Origin of the sequence: Sphingomonas sp. HITSZ_GF (assembly GCF_029543155.1) — a bacterium.
Classification (GTDB): Bacteria; Pseudomonadota; Alphaproteobacteria; order Sphingomonadales; family Sphingomonadaceae; genus Sphingomonas.
The window spans coordinates 97826-119906 of record NZ_JARQXA010000009.1; the positions used below are offsets into that span (position 1 = coordinate 97826).

A 22081-nucleotide genomic window follows, 5' to 3' on the forward strand; every position below is an offset into this window, starting at 1 on the left:
AAGTTCCGACCCTTCCCTTTTGATCTAACGCGGCAGTCTGCGTCAGAAATCGCGGGCTCACATATGCAAAAAAGGTTCTGGCTGGTGCATTGGATGCACCACGGGCCCCGATCGGCGAGACTGGTGCGGGCCAGACACCAGCGGGGGCGGCATTGGCACTTTAGGGCAGACATGCCGGTGCTAAGTTTCCCGCTCCGGACCTGTCGAGGATATGATGGCCGATACCCCAAAGCCGGCGGCACCGGCGCTTTACCGCCCCGATGCCTATGCCGCGCTCGCGCCCGAGCGGATCGTCGATGACTATCCCTTCGCCACCCTGCTCTCGCCCGATCTGCACGCCACGGCGACGCCGATCCTGTTCGAACGCGACGACCGTACCACGCTGATCGGGCACCTCGCGCGCCGCGGCAGCCATGCCCAGGCGATGCAGACGGGCGACCGCGTGCTGGCGATCTTCGCCGGGCCGCATGCCTATATCTCGCCGCGCTGGTATGCCGAGAAGCCCGAGGTGCCGACCTGGGACTATGTCGCCACCCATGTCCGCGGCCGGCTGGAAGTGATCGACGACGATGCCGGGCAGGTCGAGATCCTGCGCCGCACGATCGACCGCATGGAAGCGGACGCGGAGCATCCGTGGACGATCGACGACGCGCAGGAGGGCCGGGTCGCCTTCCTGCTGCCGCTGATCCGCTCTTTCCGTATCCATATCGACAGCATCGAAGGCTCGACCAAGCTGAGCCAGCGCCATCCGGCGGGGGACCGGGAGCGAGTGGTGGCGGCGCTGCGGGCGCGCCGCGAACCCAGCCTGGCCGACTATATCGCTGCCGACCTGGCGGGGGCGCTATGATCGCGATCCTGGGCTGCGGCCTGATCGGCGAGAGCTGGGCCGGCCTGATGACCGCCTATGGCCATGACGTGATCCTGTGGGACCCGGCCGGGGCAGCGCTCGTCGGAATAGAAGAGCGCATCGCCCGGCTCCGCGCCGAAGTCGTTGCGGCCGGCGGCGGCATGGCGCGCGGCGAAGGGCATGTCCGTATCGCACCCACGCTTGCGGAAGCGGTTCGCGATGCACGCTGGATCCAGGAGAATGCACCCGAAAAGATTGCGCTCAAGCATGACCTGTATCGGCAGATCGAGGCAGCGAATGCCGTGGTGCCGATCGCCAGCAGCACCTCGTCGCTCACCTGGTCGGAGCTGTCCCCCGCCCTGCGCGATCCCGGTCGGCTGCTCACCGCGCATCCCTTCAATCCGCCGCACCTGATGCCGCTGGTGGAAATCTACGCGCCGGATGCGGCACTGCGTGACCGGGCCGTGGATTTCTATACCGGGCTCGGCCGCGAAGCGGTGACGCTGAAGAAGGATGCGGTGGGGCATATCGCCAACCGCCTGGCTTCGGCCCTTTGGCGCGAGGCCGTGCATCTGGTTGCCGAGGGCATTGCCGATGTCGAGACGGTCGATCGTGCGCTCGTCCACGGCCCCGGGCTGCGCTGGTCGGTGATCGGCGCGCACATGGCCTATCACCTGGGCGGCGGCCCGGGCGGGATCCGGGCCTATCTCGAGCATCTCGGACCCAGCCAGCAGCGCCGCTGGGAGAGTCTCGGCGCGCCGAGCCTCACGCCGGAGGTCTGCACGCTGCTGATCGAGGGGGTGGAGGCGGAGGCTGCCGGCCGCGCGCTGCCGGAGATCGCCGCGGCGCGAGACCGCGCCCTGGTCCGCGCGCTCGCCGTGCGCCGTGAAGGCGAAAATGATGAAGTTTGAAAGCCGGCCACGCATCGCGCTCATCCACGCGCTCAGCGATTCCATCGCGCCCTGCCATGCCGCCTTCGCGCGGATCTGGCCCGAAGCCTATTGCTTCGACCTGCTCGACACCTCGCTGTCCCAGGATCGCGCGGCGATCGGACAGCTGGACGCATCGATCATGCGCCGGGTCCAGGCGCTGGCGGACTATGCCGAAGCCAGCAGCGGCGAGGCCGGCGCCACGCGCGCGCTGCTGTTCACCTGCTCGGCATTCGGGCCGGCGATCGAATCCGTGCAACGGCTCACGCGCCTGCCGGTCTTCAAGCCGAACGAGGCGGCCTTTGCCGATGCGGTGGCGTCAGCTTCCTCCATCGGGCTGGTCGTCACGTTCGAAGCTTCGCTCGATGCGCTGGCCGAGGAACTGCGCAACCATGCCGAGATCGCCGGAAAGCCAATTGCAGTGCATGCGGTTGTCGCAACCGGCGCTCTCGCCGCGCTGCAAGCCGGGGACAGCGAGCGTCACGATATCCTTGCCGCGGAGGCTGCGGCGACCTTGCACGCCGCAGAGGTCATCGTGCTGGGGCAGTTTTCGCTGGCCAGAGCCGCACCGATAGTCGAGCGCCGCACGGCGAAACGGGTAATCACGACGCCAGGCGCGGCCGTGCACACGCTTCGGCGTCGCCTGGTTGGCTAACCCGTGCTTGATTGAGAAGGTTCGGCCGCAAGCCGAATTTTGACGCTCGAGGAAGGTCTGACCACCGCTTTTGCGGTCGGATCAGCGCCACCGCTCCGATTCTCCGCGATACCGGTTGCCATGCGCAAGCGGCGCCGTTTCCTGGCGATTCTTCACCGGGGAGGTGTCAATTTTGATAAAATGAGTGGCGGAGAGGGTGGGATTCGAACCCACGTTACGGTTACCCGTAAACCGCATTTCGAGTGCGGCGCATTCGACCACTCTGCCACCTCTCCGCGAGGCGATTCTTGCGCGGAAGAGGTCCGCGTCGGTCGCTGTGAGCGGGGGCCACTAGCGCAGCGTTTCGGATACTGCAAGCACGTCCTTGTACCTAAACGAAGAGATATTAGATTAAGGGCATGACTCACACTCCCGGTGCCTCGCTTCCCGCCTTCGAACCCGGAGTTCCGATGCCGTCCGTCGCCACCGCGCGCTTCGCCATCGGTGACGTGGTACGCCACCGCCAGTTCGAGTTCCGCGGCGTGATCTTCGACGTCGACCCCGTCTTCGCCAATAGCGAGGAATGGTACGAGGCGATTCCCGAGGACGTGCGCCCCCGCAAGGACCAGCCCTTCTACCACCTGCTCGCCGAGAACGACGAATCGAGCTATGTCGCCTATGTCAGCCAGCAGAACCTGGTGGCGGACGACAGCGAGGAGCCGATCGACCACCCGGCGATCAACGGGCTTTTCGACGGCTATACGGGCGGCCGCTACACGCTGAAGCGCACCCATCGCCACTAACCGCCGTTTTCGGCAGTTATCGGTTGACTTCGGCGACTCTCTCCCCTAGCTGCGCCCTTCCTCCTGCCGGGGTGTAACCTTGGCGGGCACAAGCATTTGAACCAGAGAAGAGACCGATGTTCGCTATCGTGCGCACGGGCGGCAAGCAGTATCGCGTTGCCGCAGGAGACAAGATCGTAGTCGAGAAGCTCGACGGTGAGGCCGGTTCGACGGTCACGCTGGGCGACGTGCTTCTGGCGGGCGAAGGTGGCGAACTGAAGTCGACCGACGGCCTGACCGTCTCGGCCGAGATCGTCGCGCAGGCGAAGGGCGAGAAGGTCATCGTCTTCAAGAAGCGCCGCCGGCACAACTATCGCCGCAAGAACGGCCATCGCCAGAACCACACCATCCTGAAGATCACCGCGATCGGTGCGCAGGAAGAGAAGAAGAAGGCCGCGCCGAAGGCGAAGAAGGCCGCCGCTCCCGCCGAGGCCGAAGCCCCGGCCGCGGAAGCGTAAGCAGAGATACGAGGAGTATAGGCAATGGCACATAAGAAGGCAGGCGGCTCTTCGCGCAACGGTCGTGATTCGGCCGGCCGTCGTCTCGGCGTGAAGAAGTTCGGCAGCGAAGCAGTCGTCGCCGGCAACATCATCGTGCGTCAGCGCGGCACCAAGATTTACCCGGGCGTGAACGTGGGCATGGGCAAGGACCATACCCTTTTCGCGCTCGTGGACGGCCGCGTGTCGTTCAAGGAAGGCAAGCTCGGCCGCAAGTTCTGCTCGGTAGAGATGATTGCGGAAGCTGCCGAATAACATCGGGTAACCGACCGGGTTGCCCACCAGGGTGACCCGGGTTCGACGAACGAACCAGCTGAAAAGGGAGACGGGTCACCCCGGCTCCCTTTTTTATTTCCTCCCTGACACCACGGCGCAATAACCTCGTCACAGTTACGTGGCGTGGGGCGTCGCAGGACCGAGGAGATGGTCATGTTCGTGCGAACGCAGAGACTGACATTGCGGCCCGGCTGGCCCGAGGACGCCCCTGCCCTGGCCCAGGCGATCGGGCATGAAAGCGTGGTGCGCAACCTGTCGCGCGCGCCCTGGCCCTATCCGATGGAAGCGGCCGAAACCTTCCTGACCAGCTTCGGCGATCCGCTGGAGCCCAAGTTCCTGGTGTTCGAGCACCGGGGCGGCACCGTGCGCCTGATCGGCGGCATGGGGCTGAGCGAATGGAAGGAAGAGCCCAACGAGCTCGGCTATTGGTTCACTCCGGACGCCTGGGGCCGCGGCTATGCGACCGAGGCGGCGCGTGGGGTGCTCAACGCGGCGCGGGCGCGCGGCATCCGCCGCGTCACCGCCGGCCATTTCATCGACAACCCCGCTTCGGGCAAGGTACTGCGCAAGCTGGGCTTCCGCCCGACCGGCCAGCTCGTCACCCTCTATTCGCGCGGCCGCGGCTGCGACGTGGCGAGCACGCGCTACGAGATCGACCTCACCGAGGGCGATTGTGGCGGCGGCAATGACGAAGACCACCGAATGGCAGCCTGATCAAAACTCCCCGGGCCCGGCTCGGGGAGTTTTGATCTCAGTGCTTTCGCCTTTGTAAATCATGGCCTAAGCCATGGGTTTGCAGGGGCAACCAAAGACACGATGACCGCAGCGACACGCAAACGCCTATCTCCCGAAGAATCCCGCGACGCCGCGCTGGAAGCTGCACGCGAATTGCTGCTGGAAGCGGGGCCGCAGGCTGTGACGCTGAAGGCAGTCGCCGCGAAGATCGGGCGCACGCACGCCAATCTGCTCCATCATTTCGGCTCGGCGGCCGGGCTGCAAAAGGCGCTGGCCGCCAATATCGCCGATGGCGTGACCGAGAAGATCGGCGCCGCGGTGATGCGCGCGCGCGCCGGCGCGGACCATGACGACCGCGAAGTGGTCAACATGACCTTCGACGCCTTCGACAAGGGCGGTGCAGGCGCGCTGGCGAGCTGGATGATCCTGACCGGCAACCAGGACGCGCTCGATCCGATCCTCAACGCGATCCACCGGCTGATGGACGAGCTCGCCGAGGGGCATGACGACAAGACGCATTCGCTCCACGAGGAGACGCTGCAGCTGGTGCTGATGGCGCTGGGCGACGCGCTGCTCGGCGCGCCGATGGCCCGCGCGCTCGGCCTGCCGCGCGACAAGGCCCGCGAGATCGCTGCCGCCCAGCTCTCGCGCAACATGGGCGAGCATCACCACGCCGACGAGGAACCGCATCCATGATCCTGTTCTCGCTCGCGATGCTCGTGCTTCCCGCGCCGGACAAGGGCTGCAACCTTTCGGCGCAATGGGGCACCAAGGTGCCGAGGAAGACCGCCGATGCGCATGAAGTGCGCGACAATGGCGGCACGGCGCTGTGGGGCTTCATCCAGGCAAGCGACACCGCGCTCGAGGATCTCGCCAGCGGCGCGGGGCGCGAGACGCCGCACCGGCCGATCATCCTCTACGCGGCCGGCACCGACTGTGCCGTGGTGGAGCACTATGCCGAGATCATCGAAGCCTCGGCCAATTGCGCGCCGGACTGGTGCGTGGTGAGCTACAAGCCGGCCCCGCCGCTGGCCACGCCGCCGAAGACGGCGGACTGATCACCGCTACTCCGCCGCAGCCCTGCCGGCGCGCCGCGACTCCTGCGCCATCGCCTCCTCCACCGCAGCAGCCAGGCCGGCGATGGTGAAGGGCTTGCGCAGCACGGTACGGCCCTGGAAGATCGCCGCATCCGCCTCGCCGGCAAAGCCGGTGACGAACAGCACCGCGACTCCCTCGATACGGCTTCCCAGCGCGGCGATCATCTCCGGACCGGTCTGACCGGGCATCAGCACGTCGGAAACGATCAGATCGAGCGACGGCATCACCGCGATCTTGCCCGGCGCCGCCAGCGGATCGTCGCAGCCCTTGGCATGATGGCCGAGCTCTTCCATCGCGCCCAGCGTCGCGGCGAGCACGCGCGGATCGTCCTCGACCACCAGCACTTCGAGCGCGCGGCCATGCGGCGCGGACAGATCCTCGTCCGCCGCCACCGCCTGGGGAGACGATTCGCCCAGGTGGCGCGGCATGTAGAGCGTCACCCGGGTGCCCTTGCCGGGCGCAGTGTCGATGCCGATCTCGCCACCCGACTGGCGGACGAAGCCGAAGATCTGGCTGAGCCCCAGCCCCGTGCCCTTGCCCACCGGCTTGGTGGTGAAGAAGGGCTCGAACACGCGCTCCAGCACCTCGGGCGTCATGCCCATGCCGGTATCGCCTACCTCGATCGACACATAGTCGCCCGCCGCGCACTCGCCGACCTGGTTCTCGGCCAGGGTGACGCCGCCGGTAACGATGCTCAGCGTGCCCTGCCCCTCCATCGCGTCGCGGGCGTTCACCGCCAGGTTGAGCAACGCGTTCTCGAGCTGGTGGCGATCGACCCAGATCCGCCAATGCTTCCCGCAGTCCCGGGTCTCGACCGCAATGCCGTCGCCCAGCGTGCGATCGAGCAGTTCCGCCATGCCGTCGATCAGCGTGCCGGCCTCGACGCCCTCGGGCAGCAGCGGCTCGGCACGGGAGAAGGCAAGCAGGCGGCGAGTGAGCGCCGCGGCACGGTTAGCGCCTTCCATCGCATTCTCGATATGCTTCTGGGCATCGGTGCCGCCGCGATGGAGATGGCGCTTGGCCAGCTCCAATCCACCCAGAACAACTGCGAGCATGTTGTTGAAATCATGCGCGATGCCACCAGTTAACTGGCCGACCGCCTCCATCTTCTGCGCCTGGCGGAGCTGCTCCTGCGCCGCTTCGCGCTCGCTCGCTTCGGTGCGAAGCTGCTCGGTCGCCTCAGCCACCGCCTGCTGCAGCTCGAGCGAGCGCTCGCGCTCGGCATCGGCATTGGCATCGGCGACGGCACGCTCGCCCTGCGCCTCGATCGCCATCCAGCCGAGCAGCACCGCTCCCAGCACGATCAATATGCCGAAGCCGGTGAGCACCCGGGACGCCACGCCCGAATTGGCGAGCAGATCGGCCGCTGCCTTGGTCCGCGCATTGAGCTGGACGCGCTCGCTGTCGACGACTTCGTTGAGCAACGCCTCCAGCCGGCTGCGCGCCGGGCTCTGGCGGACCTGATAGTAGCTGCCCCAGGCATCGCTGTGGCGCTTATAGGCCGAATAGAGCGCAGTGGTCGCCAGCTCCTTGCCGCGCGCATCGAACGCCCGCTTCAACTGGGCCATACGGGCCTGCTGCTCGGCATGGTCGCCGGTGACCTGGCGCAGCCGGTCGAGCTGCTCGGCAGCGCGGTCCCATTGCTCGCTATATTGCCGGCCGAGCGTCTTGTCGGCGCTGACCACATAGCGGCCGAGCGCCGCCTCTGCCCCGGCGATCGCCCCGGAGAGCTGGCTGACGCGCATGATCACGTCGAAGGTGTGCTGCTGGCGGGCGATCGCGCGGTCGCGCTCGGCATCGGTACGTGCCTGGATCACCGCGACGGCGGCAAGCACGACGATCCCGAGCAGCGCCAGCGCCCCCAGCAGCGCGAACCGCCAGTTCGTCGCCCTTATGGCGCGCTCCAGAGCGGGGTTACTCTCACTCATTACGGCATCGATTTTAGTCGAGCCGAACCGCACTGGAAAGCGTCTCTCAGCCAATCACGCCCACGGCCTGGCCGGCCGCCTTGAACATGCCCAGCACGCGCTGGATCTGCTCGGGCGTGTGCTCGGCGCAGAGCGAGCAGCGCAGCAGGAAAGTGCCGGCCGGAGTTGCCGGCGGACGGGCGAGATTCACATAGAGGCCGCCTTCGAGCAGCGCCTGCCACATCATCGCGCCCTGCACCTGATCCTCGAGGATCACCGCGATGATCGCGCTGTCCGCCTGCTCGGTGCCGAGCTTGAAGCCCATTTCCTTGAGCCCGCCGTGCAGCGTGCGGGCATTGTCCCACAGCTGGGCGCGCTTCTTGCCCGCATGCATCAGCTTGCGGATCGAAGTTGCCGCGGTGGCGACGACGCTGGGCGGCAGCGAGGCAGTGAAGATGTACGGGCGGCACGCCATGCGGATCGCCTCGAACTTCGGGTGGTTCGACACGCAGAAGCCGCCGACGGTGCCGACCGACTTGGAGAAGGTGCCGACGACGAAGTCGACATCGCCCTCGCAACCCAACTCCTCATAGACGCCGCGGCCATTGGGGCCGAAAAAGCCCATCGAATGGGCTTCGTCCGAAAGGACCATCGCGCCGTGCTTCTTGGCGACGTCGACCATTTCCTTGAGCGGGGCGATGTCGCCGAGCATCGAATAGACGCCTTCGAGCACAACCAGCTTGCCGGCTTCCTTGGGCAGGCGGCCGAGGCGCTTGTCGAGATCCTCGACGCTGTTGTGGCGGAAGCGGACGATCTCGGCATTGCCCTGCTTGCAGCCGTCATAGATCGAGGCGTGGCTGTCGGCGTCGAGGATGACATATTCGCCCTTGCCGACGAGCGTCGAGATCATGCCCAGATTGGCCATATAGCCGGTCGAGAAGACGATCGCGCCCGAGACGCCGTAGAAGTCGCGCAGCGCCTGCTCGACTTCCATATGGTCGCGGAAGGTGCCGTTGAGCATGCGGCTGCCGTTGGTGCCCGAGCCGAACTGGTCGAGCGCGTCCTTGCCGGCCTGGATCACGTCCGGATCGAACGTCATGCCCATATAGTTGTAGGTGCCGAGCAGGATCGTGTCCTTGCCCTTGATCACCGCCTGCGTGGGCGACTTCACCTGCTCCATCACCACCGCGTACGGATCGATGACGCCGCTGGCGAGCAGCCGCTCGCGCTCGTTGATCAGCGCATCGAACTTCGACATCAGGTCGGTTTCGGGCGCGACTTCGGCCGGGTTGGCGGGGAGCGCGTCGGCGGTGTTCAGGCTGTCGGTCACGTGGATCAGCCCTTGAGCTTCTGCACCGCGTCGACGAGCTGGCCGATATTCTCGATCTCGGCCTGCATGTTCATCGTGATGATGATGTCGAACTCGTCCTCGATCGCCGCGACGAAATCCATCACGGTGAGGCTGTCCCACTCGAGGTCCCCCGCGAAGGTGGTGCTCTCGGTGAGCGCGACACCCTTCTTGTTGAAGGGCTCGATCTGGGCGGTGACGGTCTCGAAGACGGAAGCGCGGTCGGTCATGGGGTCCCTCTAGTGATATCGGCTGGCAGTGCCAAGCGATTGCGGCGGAAAGGGGCCGATGAAGGGGCGATCGGCGGCGGCAAAGTGAAGGCAGTCGGCGGAAATCATTTCACTTTGAATCGGTGCAATCGGGGGCAGCGCAATGGCGCCCTTTTGCCGGCGGCTGAGCCCGAAGCCGATCATCGGGAAAGCAAACCAGACGAAATCCTACATTGCAAGCCGCGCCGATTTTTCGCCGCCGGAGACAGTGTGGCACTTGACTGAAACACCGCGGCGGGCGATGTCGTTTACAGTTGTAAACAACAAAGGGGGTCCCATGCCGAATCACACGCTGTCGCGCCGTTCCGCTCTGTCCGCCGGGCTTGCCGCCGGGCTGGCGCCCACGATGCTCGGGGTGCCGGCTGCCGGCGCGGCGCCGAAGTCGCGCGACGCGGCGCTGCTCGGGCTGTTCGGCGCGATGCCGCCACGCCCGAAGCCGCAGTTCACCGTGCTCGAGACCACCGACATCGAAGGCGGGCAGCGGCTGAAGATCGAATATTTCCTGGAGGCGGCCTATCCGCCGCTCGGCGAGCCCGAGGACCGGGTGCGCGCCTATCTGATGGTGCCCAACCGCGGCGCCGGGCAGCGGCTGCCGGCGATCCTTGCCTTCCACCAGGACGGGCCGCAGTTCAACCTGGGCAAGGCGGAGCCCGTCGGCCTCGCCGGCGACGCCAACCTGTTCTACGCGCTGGACCTATTCCGCCGCGGCCATGTCGTGCTGTGCCCGGACCGCTTCTACCATGCCGAGCGGCGCCGCGGCGTCGACCCCGCGGGGCCGGCGGACAATCCGCGCGACGTAAAGCTGCTCGACCACCGCGTCGGCCAGCTGCTGCTGCGCGGGCGCAGCTCGATCGGCAAGGAAGTGTTCGATGCGATGGTGGCGACCGACCTGCTGGTCAGCCTGCCCTATGTCGATCCGGCGCGGATCGCCGGCATCGGCCATTCGGCGGGCGGCATGATGCTGGTCCACTGGATGGCGGCGGACAAGCGCGCCAAGGCGGGCATCTCCTCCTGCGGGCTGTTCGAGATGCTCAACTTCTTCCGCGAGGACGCGATCAAGCGCCGCTCCGCCTCGATCGCGCTGCCCGGCCTGGCGGCGCTGGGGCGCTCGGCCGACTATCTGGCGATGGTCGCGCCGCGCAACGTGCTGCTCACCCGCGGGCGCTGGGAATGGGGCACCAAGGGCGAATGGCGCGAGGCGAGCCTGCGCCACGTCGCCGAGACCGAGGACATGGTTGCCCATGCCCGCGCGCGGGGATCGGGCAAATCGCTCGACGTGATCTATTTCGACGAGGCCGGCGGCAACCACGACTTCCCGCCCGGCGTGCGCGACCAGGCCTATGCCTGGCTGAAAACGCGGCTGTAAGCTTCCACTCCCTATCAATCGTCATTCCCGCGCAGGCGGGAATCCATTGCCTCCGCGGGGATGACGGTCTGGTGGGAGGACGGGGGTTTGAGGCAGGCGCGATAAGCCGCTAGAGGCCCGGGATGCTTCGCCTTTCCGGACTCTATCTGCCGCTCGACCACGCCCCCGAGGCCCTGCCCGAGGCGATCGTCAAACGGCTGGGCATCGAGGCCGGCGAATTGAAGCGCCACGAACTCTATCGCCGCGGCAACGACGCGCGCCGGCGCAACGCGATCCAGCTCGTCTATACGGTGGACGTCGAGCTGGCCGACGAGGCGGCGGTGCTGGCGCGCTTTCCGGACGACAAGGACCTGCGCCCCACCCCGGACATGGCCTATCATTTCCCGGTGATGGCGCCCGGCGGCTGGAGCGGATTGCGCCCGGTGGTGATCGGCGCGGGGCCGTGCGGGCTGTTCGCCGGGCTGATCCTCGCGCAGATGGGCTTCCGCCCGATCATCCTCGACCGCGGCAAGGTGGTGCGCCAGCGGACCAAGGACACCTGGGGGCTGTGGCGCCAGGGCAAGCTCAATCCCGACAGCAACGTCCAGTTCGGCGAGGGCGGCGCCGGCACCTTTTCCGACGGCAAGCTCTATTGCCGGGTGAAGGACCCGCGCTTCCTCGGCCGCAAGGTGCTCGAGGAGTTCGTCAAGGCCGGCGCGCCCGACGATATCCTGTGGGAAGCGCATCCGCATATCGGCACCTTCCGCCTCGTCACCATGGTGGAGAGCATGCGGGCGACGATCGAGGCGCTGGGCGGCGAATATCGCTGGGAAACCCGGGTCGACGACCTGGAGCTGGAGCGCACGCCCGACGGCAGCCAGAAGATGCGCGGGCTGCACCTGCACGATCTTGCAACGGGTGGGGGCAGCTTCCTGGAGGCCGATCATGTCGTGCTGGCGGTAGGGCACAGCGCCCGGCCGACCTTCGAGATGCTCCACCGGCGCGGGGTGCATATCGAAGCCAAGCCCTTCGCGATCGGCGTGCGGATCGAGCATCCGCAGAGCTGGATCGACCGGGCGCGCTTCGGCAAGTGCGCCGGGCATCCGGACCTGGGCGCGGCGGCCTACAGCCTGGTCCATCACGCCTCGAACGGGCGCAGCGTCTATAGCTTCTGCATGTGCCCCGGCGGGCGCGTGGTGGCAGCGACCTCCGAGGAAGGCCGCGTCGTCACCAACGGGATGAGCCAATATTCGCGGGCCGAGTTCAATGCGAACTCCGGGCTGGTTGTCGCGATCGATCCGGCCAAGGACTTTCCGGGCGGGCCGCTGGCGGGGATCGAGCTGCAGCGGCACTGGGAGGACATGGCGTTCATCGCCGGCGGCTCCAACTATCATGCGCCGGGGCAGCTGGTGGGTGACCTGCTCGCCGGGCGCGCCTCGACCGCGCTGGGCGAAGTCATCCCCTCGTACAAGCCGGGGGTGAAGATGACCGACCTCTCCGAATGCCTGCCGGGCTTCGTGATCGAAGCGTTCCGCGAGGCGCTGCCGGTGTTCGGGCGCCAGATCGCCAATTACGACCATCATGATGCGATCATGACCGGGGTGGAAACGCGGACCTCGTCGCCGGTGCGGATCACGCGCGGCAAGGACCACCAGAGCCTGAACGTGGCGCAGCTGTTCCCGGCGGGCGAAGGCGCCGGCTATGCGGGCGGGATTTTGTCCGCGGCGATCGACGGGATCAAGACTGCCGAGGCGGTGGCGCGGAGTTTGGTGGGGGCCGATTGATCGCCTTATCTCCTTTGGTCATCCCCGCGCAGGCGAGGATCCATTGCCACCGAAGACAATGAGACTCACCACGATCAGCCAGAATGGATCCCCGCCTGCGCGGGGATGACGATGTAGGTGGCGCAAAGGGCGGACAGCAAATTCAGGACGATGGCCGAGGTCGCGGTGCGAACGAAGGCCCCGGCCGCCGATGCGCCGCGACGCAGGTCACCACGCTCGCCACCACCAGCACGAAGGCAAGCGCCTCGAGCGCAGTCGGCCCGCGGTGCTCCCAGGCGAAGACGTAGAGCAAGGCGAACAGCGTCTCGAAGGTGATCATCTGGCCCGACAGAGTGAGTGGCAGCAGCCGGCTCATCCGGTTCCACAGCGCATTGCCCAGGATCGAGGCGAAGACCGCCACGCCGGCGGAGACTGCGGCGAGCAGCGCCCAGTCCCCTGCCCCGTGGCTGCGCGCGCCGAGCAGCAGCGCCAGCGGGATCAGCAGCACGCTCTGCGCGCCGGTGGCGATGCCGGTCAGCAGGCTCCAATCGTGCGAGGATATGGTCTTCAGCCGGGCGAGCAGGTGATTGTTGTACACCGCATAGGCGCCCCAGGAAGCAAGCGCGCCGATCGCGCAGAGCAGGCCGGCAAGCTGGGCGCCGGCCGGGCGGGTCGAGGGCAGGAACAGCGCCTGCCCGCCGATGCAGGCCGCGCCCGCCACGCAGAGCAGCAGCGAGGGCGCCAGCCGGGCGAGCGGAACGGCATCCCTGGCGCGGCTGCCGGCGATGGTGACGAGGACGGGCAGGAACCCGATCACCAGCGCGGTGACCGCCGCACCGCCGAGCTGCACCGAGCCGGCGAGGAGGATGTAGTAGAGCGTGTTGCCGAGGAGCGCGAGCCAGCCGAGCGCGCGCCACTCGCCGCTTCCCAGCATGGGCGCGAGGCTGCGCCAGCGCGGCGCGATCAGCGCGGCGGAGATCAGGCCATAGGCAAGATAGCGGCCGATGGTCAGCTCGAGCGGACCGAAGGCGCGGGCCAGTTCGGGCGCGAGGAACACCAGCCCCCAGAGCGCGCCGGCCACGGCCCCGCACAGCACGCCCAGCACCAGTGATCCGCGATCCGTCATCCCGCTCCTTCCTTTTCCACGGCGGGGAATATCATCGCTACGACGGGCCGAGCGCTCTTGATTCAGGATCCGGATGCAACAAAAACTCGCCGGATGACCGACGGGCAGGACAAATCTTCGCGCGCACTCGATTCCTTCGACCGGGCGATCCTTCGACTCGTGCAGGCGGACAACAAGCTGCCGCAGCGGCGTATCGGCGAGGCGGTGAACCTGTCGGCGGCGGCAGTGCAGCGGCGGATCGCGGCGATGGAGGCGGCCGGGGTGATCGCGCGCAACGTCGCGGTCGTCGATCCCGACGCGGTGCCGCTCACCATCACCTCGATCGTCGAGGTGCAGCTGATCAACGAGCATGCGCCGACAGTAGCGCAGGCGCAGCGGCTGTTCCTCGCCACGCCCGAGGTGCAGCAATGCTATTACGTCACCGGCGGGGTGAGCTTCGTGCTGGTAATCGTCACCACCGACATGCGCGCCTATTCGGCGCTGACCAAGAGCCTGTTCGCCGAGAAGGATTTCATCGCCAGCTATCGCTCGCTGATCGCGCTCGACCGGGTGAAGGCGGATACGAGCATCATTATCCCATAGCCTCTCACGCCGTCATCCCCGCGCAGGCGGGGATCCATTCGGGCTGGTTGCCATGGGTTTCACTACCTTCAGCGGCAATAGATCCCCGCCTTCGCGGGGATGACGACTGAGAGGAATAGCCTCCAATCAGGCCGCGTCCCGCGCATCCTCCCCGCCCAGCGCCACTGCCTCGATCCAGCAATCGACCTGGCCGGCGATCTTCTGGAGCAGGCCGGCATGGAGGTGGGTCACGTCGGCCATCTCGTCCGGCCCGGCGATGTCGGCGACGTCGAGCACCCAGACATGCGCCGGATTCTCGCGCGCTGCCTTGCGCCACAGCGCGTTGAGCCGGCGGCAGCGCTCGGGGCCGAGATTGTGGGCGGGACGATATCTGTCCGCAGGCGCGTCCTCAGGCGGGAGGACGACGAGCATGCGGCGGTCCTGCTCGATCAGCAGGATCAGCGTGCGGATGATGCAGGTCTCGTACAGGCCGATATCGACCAGCGGCCAGCGCTCGCCCCAGCGGCCGTCGAGATAGTCGACCGCGGCGCCATAGACGAGCAAGGGCGGGAAGGCCTGATCCTGCCAGCTGCCGTCGTCCATCATCGCCATCGAGAAGACGCGCGGGTGATGATCGAACTCGATCGCGGGGCGGAAGCGGCTGTAATGCGCGATGCCGCCCGACTGGCAATCGAACATGATGCGGATCGCCGGCTCGGCGAGGAGCTGCGGCGCCTGTTCGGCGAGGATTTCGGCGCGGACCCGGGGATCGTGGAAATCGCTATCGGCGATCCAGTCGGGATCGGTGCGGTCGAACCGGCCGTCCCAGGCGCTGGTATCGATCGCCGGCCATTTCTCGCGGACCTTGGACAGCGCATAAGCTTCCAGGCCCATGTGCATGATCCGGCACGAGAAAGTGAAATGGACAAGCACCTGCGCGGCGCGATCGACCATGACGAAGCCGACCAGGCCGTGGCGGCCATAGGCGTCCCAGGCGAAGATCGACCAGCTGTCGAACCCGACGACGTCGATGATGTCGGCCTCGAGCCGGGCCTGATCGACGCGCGAGCCGGTATAGTTGAGCTGGTTCGAGCGGTTGACGAGATCGGCGATCCGGGGCGCGAAATCGAGATTGTCCATCAGATAGGGCGCGGTGGCGTGGAGGCCGCAGCTGCGCAGGAAATCGTGGTTCGACAGCGCCGGCACGGCGGCGCGATCGGCCTTGCGGCGCTCCAGCATCCGGTAGCGCTCGACCCGGCTCTTGCCGGGCGGGGTGCGCGCGAGCAGCCCGGCGAGGTGATCATCGGCATCGGAGCGGGTAATCTCGAGTAGCTGAATCTCGGGGATCGCATGCGCGACTTCGCGCAGGTTCGCCGAATTGTCGTCGACGAACAGCACATCGGCGGGGCGCAGTTGCATGTCGCCGAGGATCGCGCGGATCGCCTCGGGCTTGGGCGTGAAGGCGATGTGGGGAAAGACGAATTCGTCCCACAGGCCGAGCGCGCGCAGCTTCGCCTCGGCGGTGGCATGGTCGTTCTTCGAGCAGATCGAGGATACGACGCCGCGCGCATTGAACGCGCGGACCAGCTCGGCACGATGCTGGTGGAGGCGCACCGCCTCGCCATCGGCGAGCGTGCCGGACCAGAGCGTGTCGTCGAGATCCCAGATGATGAGCTTGAGCATCCTTCATTCTAGGACGCTCGGCCGGGGAGCGGCGCACTTACTCCGTCATCCCGGCGAAAGCCGGGATGACGATTATTTGCTGACGGCTTTTTTAGAGCAGCCCCTGCGCGCGGTACCAGGCGGCGGTGGCGGCGAGGCCGGCGGGCGTTTCGACCTGGGGCTTCCACAGATTGGCGGGCGGGCGCCGATCCGCATCGACCACCCAATCCTCATGGCAGAAATAGGCGACGCGATCCGGCGTGAGCTTGGCGTTCTTGCCACGGACCAGCCGGTCCATATGGGCGCCGGCCATCAGCAGCATGCGCGGGAGGGCGAAGGAAGCCACCCGCTTGCCGAGCGCGGTGCCGATCGCCTGGGCGAACTGCTTGTGGCTCCAGCCGGTCTCGGTGCCGTCATCGGCGTCGAGGATCTGGTTGCAGCCGTCGGTGGCGGCGAGCGCGAGCAGCAGGCGGCCGAGGTCGCTCACCTCGATCAGCGAGATACGGCCGCCACGCGGCATCAGCGCAAGGCCCTTCTTCGCCAGCTTGAACAGCTCGAGCATCTCGAGGTCGCCCGGGCCGTAGATCGCCGGCGGCCGGACGATCGCCCAGTCGAGGCCCGAGGCCATGACCAGCCTGTCGCCCTCGGCCTTGGACCAGCCATAGGCGGAAAGCTCCGGCTCGCGCGCGGCAAGCGAGGAGACATGGACGAAGCGGGTGACGCCCCTGGCCTTGGCGGCATCGAGCATGTTGCGGGTGCCGTCGATATTGCCGGCGGCGAAGCTGGCCTTGTCGGGCGCGTTGACCACGCCGGCGACATGGATGACCGCATCGGCGCCTTCGCAGAGCCGGGCAAGCGCTTCGGTCGCGTTGAGGTCGCCCTGGACCCAGGTGATGCCTTCCCGCTCCGCCTGCTGGCGGCGCGTTAGCGCGCGGACCTGGTGGCCGGCTTCGAGCGCAAGCGCGATCAGGCGGGTGCCGACAAAGCCGGTGCCGCCGGTAAGGGCGATGATGCTCACAGCAGCGCCATATGGCTGCGGTGGACGAGTGTCGAACGCGGGGCATAGCCGAGCAGATCGGCCTGATCCTCGTTGCGGCGGCCGAGGATGCGGGCGGCGTCCTCGGCGGGATATTCGGCGAGACCGCGGGCGAGCGGCCTGCCGTCCGGCCCCGCGATCACCACCAGGTCGCCGCGGGCGAAATCGCCTTCGATGCGGGTGGCGCCGGCCGCGAGCAGGCTGCGCCCCTGCCCCAGCGCCTTCGCCGCGCCGGCATCGACATGGATCGTGCCATGCGCGGTGATGCCGCCTGCCAGCCAGGCCTTGCGCGCGGGCGCGGCCTTCTCGGCGACGAACAGGCTGTGCTTCGCCTCGGCCGAGAGCGGATGTTCGATCCGGCCCGAGGCGATGGCGAGATGCGCGCCGGCGGCATTGGCGATGCGCGCGGCGGCGATCTTCGAGACCATGCCGCCCGAGCCCATGCCCGACGCGCTGCCCTTGTCGGCCATGCCCTCGATCGCGCCGTCGATCCGCTCGATGCGCGGGATATGCACCGCGCCGGGCAGCGCCGGGTTGCGGTCGTAGAGCCCGTCGATATCGGAGAGCAGCACGACGCCCCCCGCCCCCGCCGCCTGGGCAACGCGCGCGGCGAGCCGGTCATTGTCGCCGAAGCGGATTTCCTCGGTGGCGACGCTGTCATTCTCGTTGAGCACGGGCACGACGCCGAGGCCGAGCAGCCGATCGAGCGTGGCGGCGGCATTGAGGTAGCGGCGACGGTCTTCGAGGTCGCCGAGGGTGACCAGCATCTGCGCGGCGGTGAGACCGTTGGCGCCGAGGACATCGGCCCAGACGCGGCTCAGCTCGATCTGACCGGTGGCGGCAGCGGCCTGTGCGTCCTCCAGGCTGGCGCGGCCGCCCTTGGCGAGCTTGAGGCGCCGGGCCCCGAGCGCGATCGCGCCCGAGGAGACCACCGCGACCTGCTGCCCTTCCCGGGCGCGCGCGGCGATATCGGCGGCGATGCCCTCGAGCCATTCCCGGCGCACGCTGCCGTCCGGGTCGACCAGCAGGGCCGAACCGATCTTGACGACGATGCGCGGACAGGATGCGGGCGGGAATAGGGACATGGGGTTCCGCTTAGCGAGCATTGTCAAAATCGCAATGCAGGAGCATTTTCAGTCCTCCCCCGGAGGGGGAGGGGGACCAGCCGAAGGCTGGTGGAGGGGTAGCCCGCCGCATGCTGCACGGCCCGAAACGAACGCAGGAGCGCGCCGCCAGACTGCGCCGGGAGCTATCGCTGCCCGAAGTCCTGCTCTGACTGGAGCTTCGCAAACGCCCTGGCGGACTGCGCTTTCGCAAGCAACATCCTGCAGGCATCTATGTCCTCGACTTCTTCTGCCCCGCCCGGTGTTTGGCCATCGAAGTGGATGGCGAAGCGCATGAGCGAGGGGATCGGCCGGAACGCGACGTTCAGCGCGACGCGTGGCTGGCGTCCGAAGGGGTGCGTGTGCTTCGTATTCCGGCATCGGAAGTTCTGGGAAATATGGAAGGGGCAGTCCGCCACATCGTGGCTTTCGCCCGCGGCTAGCTACCCCTCCACCGCCTTCGGCGGTCCCCCTCCCCCTCCGGGGGAGGATTTTAGACTAGATCGGCGACCATTCGATCGTTTCCTCGCCTTCGTCGTCCTCTTCCACCTTGGCGTGGTCGAGGCCGATCGCTTCGAGGAGCTGGTCGAGCACCCAGTCGACGCCGACGCCGCTGGCGCCCGAGATCGGGATCACCGGATGCCCGCTCGCCTCTTCCAGCTCGGCGGAGAGCGCGGCGATCAGTTCGTCGTCGAGCGTGTCGATCTTGTTGAGCGCAACGATCACCTTCTTGTCGGTGAGGCCGGCACCATAGGCTTCCAGCTCGTCGCGGACGATGCGGTAGCTCTCGGCAACGTCGGCGTCGTTGGCATCGACCAGGTGGAGCAGCACGCGGCAGCGCTCGATATGGCCGAGGAAACGGTCGCCGATGCCGGCGCCTTCGGCCGCGCCCTCGATCAGGCCCGGAATGTCGGCGACGACGAATTCCTGCATCTTGTGGCGCACCACGCCGAGCTGAGGCCGCGTGGTGGTGAAGGCATAGGCGCCGACCTTGGCCTGGGCGTTGGTCACCTGGTTGATGAAGGTCGACTTGCCCGCGTTCGGCAGGCCGACCAGGCCGGCGTCGGCAAGCAGCTTGAGGCGCAGCCAGACATAGGCTTCGTCGCTCGGCCAGCCGGTGCCGTGCTGGCGCGGCGCGCGGTTGGTCGAGGTCTTGTAGCTCGCATTGCCGCGGCCGCCGTCGCCGCCGCGCAGGAAGACGACGCGCTCGCCCTCCTTGGTGAGGTCGAGCAGCAGCGTGCGCTCCTCGTCATCGGCGAGCACCTGGGTACCGATCGGGACCTTGATGACGAGATCCTCGCCGCCGCCGCCGGTACGGTTCGAACCCGAGCCGCCCTGGCCGCGCGGCGCGCGGAAATGCTGCGTGTAGCGGAAGTCGATCAGCGTGTTGAGGCCGGCGACCGCCTCGAAGATGATGTCGCCGCCCTTGCCGCCATTGCCGCCATCGGGGCCGCCATATTCGATGAACTTCTCACGCCGGAAGCTCACCGCGCCGGGGCCGCCCGCGCCGGAACGGACGAAGATCTTTGCCTGGTCCAGGAAATGCATCGCCGCGCCATAGGCGAATGTCGCAAATCCGTCACCCCCATCTATCGGCCAGTATTTGCGCGACAGGTATTGCGCCACCGGGGCACCGCGCCGACGGAACGCCGCGGAATCGGGGCCTTGCGTTTCCTTCGCGCAACTTTCCTGCTGGCGCTGCCCGGAACCCGGAGTATAGGCTTTCGGTTCATGGAGACGGCGCCGATGCGCGCCGGCGAGAAGAAACCAAGGCAACCGTCGCGCGCAGATGAACTCGATCGATCGGTACATGGCGCGGCTGATCGCGGTGCCCCTGATCTCCACATTGCTCATTTCGGCGATGCTGCTGGTGCTCGACCGCATGCTGCGCCTGTTCGAGTTCGTTGCGACCGAGGGCGGCCCGGTGAGCGTCGTCTGGCGGATGCTCGCCAATCTGCTGCCCGAATATCTCGGCCTGGGCATTCCGATCGGCCTGATGCTCGGCTGCCTGCTCGCCTTCCGACGCCTGGCGACCTCGTCAGAGCTCGACGTGCTGCGCGGCGTAGGCATGAGCTACACGCGGCTGCTCAAGGTGCCGTACATGTACGCCTTTGCGCTGGCACTGCTGAACCTGGCGATCGTCGGCTATATCCAGCCGACCTCGCGCTACAATTACGAGCAGCTGCGCTTCGAGCTGCGCTCGGGCGCGCTCGGCGCCTCGATCAAGGTGGGCGAGTTCACCAGCTTCGGCCAGAAGATGACGCTGCGCATCGAGGAGAGCAAGGACGAGGGCCGCAAGCTCTCGGGCATCTTCGTGCAGATGATGACCAAGGATGGCACCCCGGTGGCGGTGACTGCCGAGAACGGCCAGTTCCTGCGCTCCGACGATCCCGACGTGATCATCTTCCGCCTGCAGAACGGCACCCTGGTCCACCAGGACAAGGGATCGCCGACGCCGCGGGTGCTGACTTTCACCACGCACAACCTGCCGATCCCGCTGCCCAAATATGAGCAGTTCCGCACGCGCGGCGGCAAGAATATCGAGCGGACGCTGCCCGAATTGGCGGTGATCGGCCGCAACCCGCAATCGAGCGTGGAGGACCGCGAGACCAGCCGCGCCGCCTTCCATTTCCGCCTGGCGGAAGTCGCGTCGATGTTCCTGCTGCCGCTGCTCGCGGTGGCGCTGGGCGTGCCGCCCAAGCGATCGACCTCGGCGCTGGGCATCTTCCTGTCGATCGTGATGATCGTGACCTATCACAAGATCAACGAGTTCGGGCAGTCGTTCGGCGCCAGCGGCAGCGTCGATCCGATCATCGCGCTCTGGGGCCCCTTCACGGTCTTCGCTGCCCTGGTGATCTGGATGTACTATCAAATCGCCTATGTGCCCGGCGCCCAGCCGATCGGCGCGCTCGAAAAGGCGTTCGAGAAGCTCACCAAGGCGATCGTGCGCTTCCTGCCCGGCCGCCGCCGCAAGCTGCAGAGCGACGAGGCCACCGCATGATGGGCCTGACCCAGTTCTTCCCGTCGCGCACCATGTCCGCCTACATGGCCAAGATGTTCCTGGTGCGCACCTTCGCTATTCTCGGCGCGCTGGTGCTCATCCTTCAGTCGCTCGACTTGCTCACCGAGAGCGGCCGCGTGCTGGCCCAGCCCGGCAACGGCGATGCCGAGATCTGGCGCTATGTGAGCCTGCGGGTTCCCCAGATTGCCGCGACCTTCCTGCCCTATTCGGTGCTGCTCGGATCGATCCTGACGCTGTTCCAGCTCAACCAGAACAGCGAAGTGACCGCGATGAAGGCCTCCGGCCTCTCCGCGCACCAGGTGCTGGCACCGCTGCTGCTCACCGGCGTGGTGGTCGCCGCCATCTCCTTCCTGTTCAACGACCGGATCGTGACGCGCGCCACCGCGACGCTCGAGCAGTGGAAGAAGGTGGAATATGCGGCGCTGCCGATCGACCGGGGCGACCGCAGCAACGTGTGGGTGAAGGGCGACAATAACCTGATCCAGGTGCAGCAGATCCGCGGGCGCGGCGATGCGGCGCAGCTCTACGGCATCACCGTCTATGAGCGGCAGAACCGCTCGCTGGTCAGCATCCTGACCGCGCCGCACGGCGTGCGCGACGGCAATGGCTGGCGCGTCGACAATGCCGAGCGCTTCACCGTGGCGACCGACAAGAAGGCCAAGGTCGGCAGCGTGGTGATTGGCCACAATATCCGGCCGGACCAGTTCACCCTCGCCCATGTCGACGCCGATTCGATGGACTTCCTGACGCTCAACGACGCGATCGGCGACCTGAAGGTGGCCGGCCGCCAGACCGACGCGCTGGAAGGCGCGCTGTGGCACAAGCTGGCCGGGCCGCTCTCGGCGATCCTGATGCCGCTGCTGGGCGCAGTCGCCGGCTTCGGCCTGGCGCGCTCGGGCAAGCTGTTCGTCCGCGCCGTGATCGGCATGGCGCTGGGCTTCCTCTATTTCGTCGCCGACAATTTCGCGCTCGCGATGGGCAATCTGGGCGCCTACCCCCCCTTCCTCGCCGCCTGGGCGCCGTTCCTGCTGTTCCTGATGATCGGCGAAGCGGTGCTGCTGCGGACGGAGGAATAGGCGCA

Annotated in this window: 24 protein-coding genes and 1 tRNA gene; 15 read left to right on the forward strand and 10 right to left on the reverse strand. The window is 67.2% G+C overall.

Annotated features, from left to right (window positions below):
• The first annotated feature begins 214 nt into the window (after positions 1 to 214).
• Genes P6144_RS19895 through P6144_RS19905 form a run of 3 tightly spaced genes read left to right on the forward strand, consistent with a single transcriptional unit; the run spans position 215 to position 2431 of the window.
• Positions 215 to 847, forward strand: a complete 633-nt coding sequence (locus P6144_RS19895) for an FMN-binding negative transcriptional regulator (protein ID WP_277769570.1) — start codon at positions 215 to 217, stop codon at positions 845 to 847.
• Complete coding sequence (locus P6144_RS19900) at positions 844 to 1758, forward strand: 3-hydroxyacyl-CoA dehydrogenase NAD-binding domain-containing protein (RefSeq protein WP_277769571.1); 915 nt, start codon at positions 844 to 846, stop codon at positions 1756 to 1758. Before P6144_RS19895 ends, P6144_RS19900 begins: the two co-directional genes overlap by 4 nt.
• Positions 1745 to 2431, forward strand: coding sequence for an aspartate/glutamate racemase family protein (locus P6144_RS19905; RefSeq protein ID WP_277769572.1), 687 nt, complete (start codon positions 1745 to 1747; stop codon positions 2429 to 2431). Before P6144_RS19900 ends, P6144_RS19905 begins: the two co-directional genes overlap by 14 nt.
• A gap of 185 nt (positions 2432 to 2616) precedes the next feature.
• On the opposite strand, the gene P6144_RS19910 is transcribed toward P6144_RS19905, so the two are convergent.
• Positions 2617 to 2706 (reverse strand) — tRNA-Ser (locus P6144_RS19910).
• A gap of 174 nt (positions 2707 to 2880) precedes the next feature.
• On the opposite strand from P6144_RS19910, the gene hspQ reads away from it, so the two are divergent.
• The 6 genes from hspQ (at position 2881) to P6144_RS19940 (ending at position 5818) form a co-directional block, all read left to right on the forward strand.
• Positions 2881 to 3213: a heat shock protein HspQ gene (hspQ, locus tag P6144_RS19915; protein WP_277769573.1), complete on the forward strand. Its 333-nt coding sequence runs from the start codon at positions 2881 to 2883 to the stop codon at positions 3211 to 3213.
• Positions 3214 to 3329: 116 nt separating this feature from the next.
• Entirely contained in the window at positions 3330 to 3710 is a 381-nt protein-coding gene (rplU, locus tag P6144_RS19920; RefSeq protein ID WP_277769574.1) for a 50S ribosomal protein L21, read from the forward strand.
• A 24-nt stretch (positions 3711 to 3734) separates the two neighbouring features.
• Positions 3735 to 4004, forward strand: a complete 270-nt coding sequence (gene rpmA / locus P6144_RS19925; RefSeq protein ID WP_277769575.1) for a 50S ribosomal protein L27 — start codon at positions 3735 to 3737, stop codon at positions 4002 to 4004.
• Between the two features lie 174 nt (positions 4005 to 4178).
• Positions 4179 to 4739: a GNAT family N-acetyltransferase gene (locus P6144_RS19930; RefSeq protein WP_277769576.1), complete on the forward strand. Its 561-nt coding sequence runs from the start codon at positions 4179 to 4181 to the stop codon at positions 4737 to 4739.
• Between the two features lie 102 nt (positions 4740 to 4841).
• Positions 4842 to 5456, forward strand: a complete 615-nt coding sequence (locus tag P6144_RS19935) for a helix-turn-helix domain-containing protein (protein WP_277769577.1) — start codon at positions 4842 to 4844, stop codon at positions 5454 to 5456.
• Positions 5453 to 5818 (forward strand): hypothetical protein, encoded by a 366-nt coding sequence (locus P6144_RS19940; protein WP_277769578.1) that lies wholly within the window; start codon positions 5453 to 5455, stop codon positions 5816 to 5818. Before P6144_RS19935 ends, P6144_RS19940 begins: the two co-directional genes overlap by 4 nt.
• Positions 5819 to 5824: 6 nt before the next feature.
• Here the strand turns inward: P6144_RS19940 and P6144_RS19945 are convergent, their stop codons facing one another.
• Genes P6144_RS19945 through P6144_RS19960 form a run of 4 tightly spaced genes read right to left on the reverse strand, consistent with a single transcriptional unit; the run spans position 5825 to position 9526 of the window.
• The gene (locus tag P6144_RS19945; RefSeq protein WP_277769579.1) at positions 5825 to 7786 is read right to left on the reverse strand and encodes an ATP-binding protein; all 1962 of its coding nucleotides are present in this window, start codon (positions 7784 to 7786) and stop codon (positions 5825 to 5827) included.
• A 46-nt stretch (positions 7787 to 7832) separates the two neighbouring features.
• Positions 7833 to 9095, reverse strand: coding sequence for an aminotransferase class I/II-fold pyridoxal phosphate-dependent enzyme (locus P6144_RS19950; protein ID WP_277769580.1), 1263 nt, complete (start codon positions 9093 to 9095; stop codon positions 7833 to 7835).
• Positions 9096 to 9100: 5 nt separating this feature from the next.
• Positions 9101 to 9343, reverse strand: a complete 243-nt coding sequence (locus P6144_RS19955; RefSeq protein ID WP_277769581.1) for an acyl carrier protein — start codon at positions 9341 to 9343, stop codon at positions 9101 to 9103.
• A gap of 9 nt (positions 9344 to 9352) precedes the next feature.
• Positions 9353 to 9526 (reverse strand): hypothetical protein, encoded by a 174-nt coding sequence (locus P6144_RS19960; RefSeq protein WP_277769582.1) that lies wholly within the window; start codon positions 9524 to 9526, stop codon positions 9353 to 9355.
• Between the two features lie 133 nt (positions 9527 to 9659).
• Here P6144_RS19960 and P6144_RS19965 point away from each other — a divergent pair, with 133 nt between their 5' ends.
• Both P6144_RS19965 and P6144_RS19970 read left to right on the forward strand, forming a co-directional pair.
• Positions 9660 to 10748: a prolyl oligopeptidase family serine peptidase gene (locus P6144_RS19965; RefSeq protein ID WP_277769583.1), complete on the forward strand. Its 1089-nt coding sequence runs from the start codon at positions 9660 to 9662 to the stop codon at positions 10746 to 10748.
• Positions 10749 to 10870: 122 nt separating this feature from the next.
• Complete coding sequence (locus P6144_RS19970) at positions 10871 to 12511, forward strand: FAD-dependent protein (protein WP_277769584.1); 1641 nt, start codon at positions 10871 to 10873, stop codon at positions 12509 to 12511.
• Positions 12512 to 12653: 142 nt separating this feature from the next.
• On the opposite strand, the gene P6144_RS19975 is transcribed toward P6144_RS19970, so the two are convergent.
• Entirely contained in the window at positions 12654 to 13616 is a 963-nt protein-coding gene (locus tag P6144_RS19975; protein ID WP_277769585.1) for a DMT family transporter, read from the reverse strand.
• Positions 13617 to 13709: 93 nt separating this feature from the next.
• Between P6144_RS19975 and P6144_RS19980 the strand changes: the two genes are divergently transcribed.
• Positions 13710 to 14198, forward strand: a complete 489-nt coding sequence (locus tag P6144_RS19980) for an Lrp/AsnC family transcriptional regulator (RefSeq protein ID WP_277769586.1) — start codon at positions 13710 to 13712, stop codon at positions 14196 to 14198.
• A 126-nt stretch (positions 14199 to 14324) separates the two neighbouring features.
• Here P6144_RS19980 and P6144_RS19985 read toward each other — a convergent pair whose 3' ends face one another.
• The 3 genes from P6144_RS19985 to proB all read right to left on the reverse strand — a co-directional run bounded on the left by P6144_RS19985 (position 14325) and on the right by proB (position 17960).
• Positions 14325 to 15860, reverse strand: coding sequence for an HAD-IIIC family phosphatase (locus P6144_RS19985; protein WP_277769587.1), 1536 nt, complete (start codon positions 15858 to 15860; stop codon positions 14325 to 14327).
• A 91-nt stretch (positions 15861 to 15951) separates the two neighbouring features.
• Entirely contained in the window at positions 15952 to 16857 is a 906-nt protein-coding gene (locus tag P6144_RS19990) for an NAD(P)H-binding protein (protein WP_277769588.1), read from the reverse strand.
• Positions 16854 to 17960, reverse strand: a complete 1107-nt coding sequence (proB, locus tag P6144_RS19995; RefSeq protein ID WP_277769589.1) for a glutamate 5-kinase — start codon at positions 17958 to 17960, stop codon at positions 16854 to 16856. The genes P6144_RS19990 and proB overlap by 4 nt, the downstream gene beginning before the upstream one ends.
• Before the next feature lie 248 nt (positions 17961 to 18208).
• Here proB and P6144_RS20440 point away from each other — a divergent pair, with 248 nt between their 5' ends.
• Positions 18209 to 18421: a DUF559 domain-containing protein gene (locus tag P6144_RS20440; protein ID WP_347275845.1), complete on the forward strand. Its 213-nt coding sequence runs from the start codon at positions 18209 to 18211 to the stop codon at positions 18419 to 18421.
• 55 nt (positions 18422 to 18476) lie between these two features.
• On the opposite strand, the gene obgE is transcribed toward P6144_RS20440, so the two are convergent.
• Positions 18477 to 19526, reverse strand: a complete 1050-nt coding sequence (obgE, locus tag P6144_RS20005; protein ID WP_277769590.1) for a GTPase ObgE — start codon at positions 19524 to 19526, stop codon at positions 18477 to 18479.
• 241 nt (positions 19527 to 19767) lie between these two features.
• On the opposite strand from obgE, the gene lptF reads away from it, so the two are divergent.
• Positions 19768 to 20979, forward strand: a complete 1212-nt coding sequence (gene lptF / locus P6144_RS20010; RefSeq protein WP_277769591.1) for an LPS export ABC transporter permease LptF — start codon at positions 19768 to 19770, stop codon at positions 20977 to 20979.
• Positions 20979 to 22076 (forward strand): LPS export ABC transporter permease LptG, encoded by a 1098-nt coding sequence (gene lptG / locus P6144_RS20015; protein ID WP_277769625.1) that lies wholly within the window; start codon positions 20979 to 20981, stop codon positions 22074 to 22076. Before lptF ends, lptG begins: the two co-directional genes overlap by 1 nt.
• Positions 22077 to 22081: the final 5 nt, after the last annotated feature.

Bases quoted from the DNA above. Each gene is read 5' to 3' on its own strand.
- P6144_RS19895 (WP_277769570.1), top strand. From the start codon at position 215: ATGGCCGATACCCCAAAGCCGGCGGCACCGGCGCTTTACCGCCCCGAT.
- P6144_RS19900 (WP_277769571.1), top strand. From the start codon at position 844: ATGATCGCGATCCTGGGCTGCGGCCTGATCGGCGAGAGCTGGGCCGGC.
- P6144_RS19905 (WP_277769572.1), top strand. From the start codon at position 1,745: ATGATGAAGTTTGAAAGCCGGCCACGCATCGCGCTCATCCACGCGCTC.
- hspQ (WP_277769573.1), top strand. From the start codon at position 2,881: ATGCCGTCCGTCGCCACCGCGCGCTTCGCCATCGGTGACGTGGTACGC.
- rplU (WP_277769574.1), top strand. From the start codon at position 3,330: ATGTTCGCTATCGTGCGCACGGGCGGCAAGCAGTATCGCGTTGCCGCA.
- rpmA (WP_277769575.1), top strand. From the start codon at position 3,735: ATGGCACATAAGAAGGCAGGCGGCTCTTCGCGCAACGGTCGTGATTCG.
- P6144_RS19930 (WP_277769576.1), top strand. From the start codon at position 4,179: ATGTTCGTGCGAACGCAGAGACTGACATTGCGGCCCGGCTGGCCCGAG.
- P6144_RS19935 (WP_277769577.1), top strand. From the start codon at position 4,842: ATGACCGCAGCGACACGCAAACGCCTATCTCCCGAAGAATCCCGCGAC.
- P6144_RS19940 (WP_277769578.1), top strand. From the start codon at position 5,453: ATGATCCTGTTCTCGCTCGCGATGCTCGTGCTTCCCGCGCCGGACAAG.
- P6144_RS19945 (WP_277769579.1), bottom strand. From the start codon at position 7,786: ATGAGTGAGAGTAACCCCGCTCTGGAGCGCGCCATAAGGGCGACGAAC.
- P6144_RS19955 (WP_277769581.1), bottom strand. From the start codon at position 9,343: ATGACCGACCGCGCTTCCGTCTTCGAGACCGTCACCGCCCAGATCGAG.
- P6144_RS19960 (WP_277769582.1), bottom strand. From the start codon at position 9,526: ATGATCGGCTTCGGGCTCAGCCGCCGGCAAAAGGGCGCCATTGCGCTG.
- P6144_RS19965 (WP_277769583.1), top strand. From the start codon at position 9,660: ATGCCGAATCACACGCTGTCGCGCCGTTCCGCTCTGTCCGCCGGGCTT.
- P6144_RS19970 (WP_277769584.1), top strand. From the start codon at position 10,871: ATGCTTCGCCTTTCCGGACTCTATCTGCCGCTCGACCACGCCCCCGAG.
- P6144_RS19975 (WP_277769585.1), bottom strand. From the start codon at position 13,616: ATGACGGATCGCGGATCACTGGTGCTGGGCGTGCTGTGCGGGGCCGTG.
- P6144_RS19980 (WP_277769586.1), top strand. From the start codon at position 13,710: ATGACCGACGGGCAGGACAAATCTTCGCGCGCACTCGATTCCTTCGAC.
- P6144_RS19985 (WP_277769587.1), bottom strand. From the start codon at position 15,860: ATGCTCAAGCTCATCATCTGGGATCTCGACGACACGCTCTGGTCCGGC.
- proB (WP_277769589.1), bottom strand. From the start codon at position 17,960: ATGTCCCTATTCCCGCCCGCATCCTGTCCGCGCATCGTCGTCAAGATC.
- obgE (WP_277769590.1), bottom strand. From the start codon at position 19,526: ATGCATTTCCTGGACCAGGCAAAGATCTTCGTCCGTTCCGGCGCGGGC.
- lptF (WP_277769591.1), top strand. From the start codon at position 19,768: ATGAACTCGATCGATCGGTACATGGCGCGGCTGATCGCGGTGCCCCTG.
- lptG (WP_277769625.1), top strand. From the start codon at position 20,979: ATGGGCCTGACCCAGTTCTTCCCGTCGCGCACCATGTCCGCCTACATG.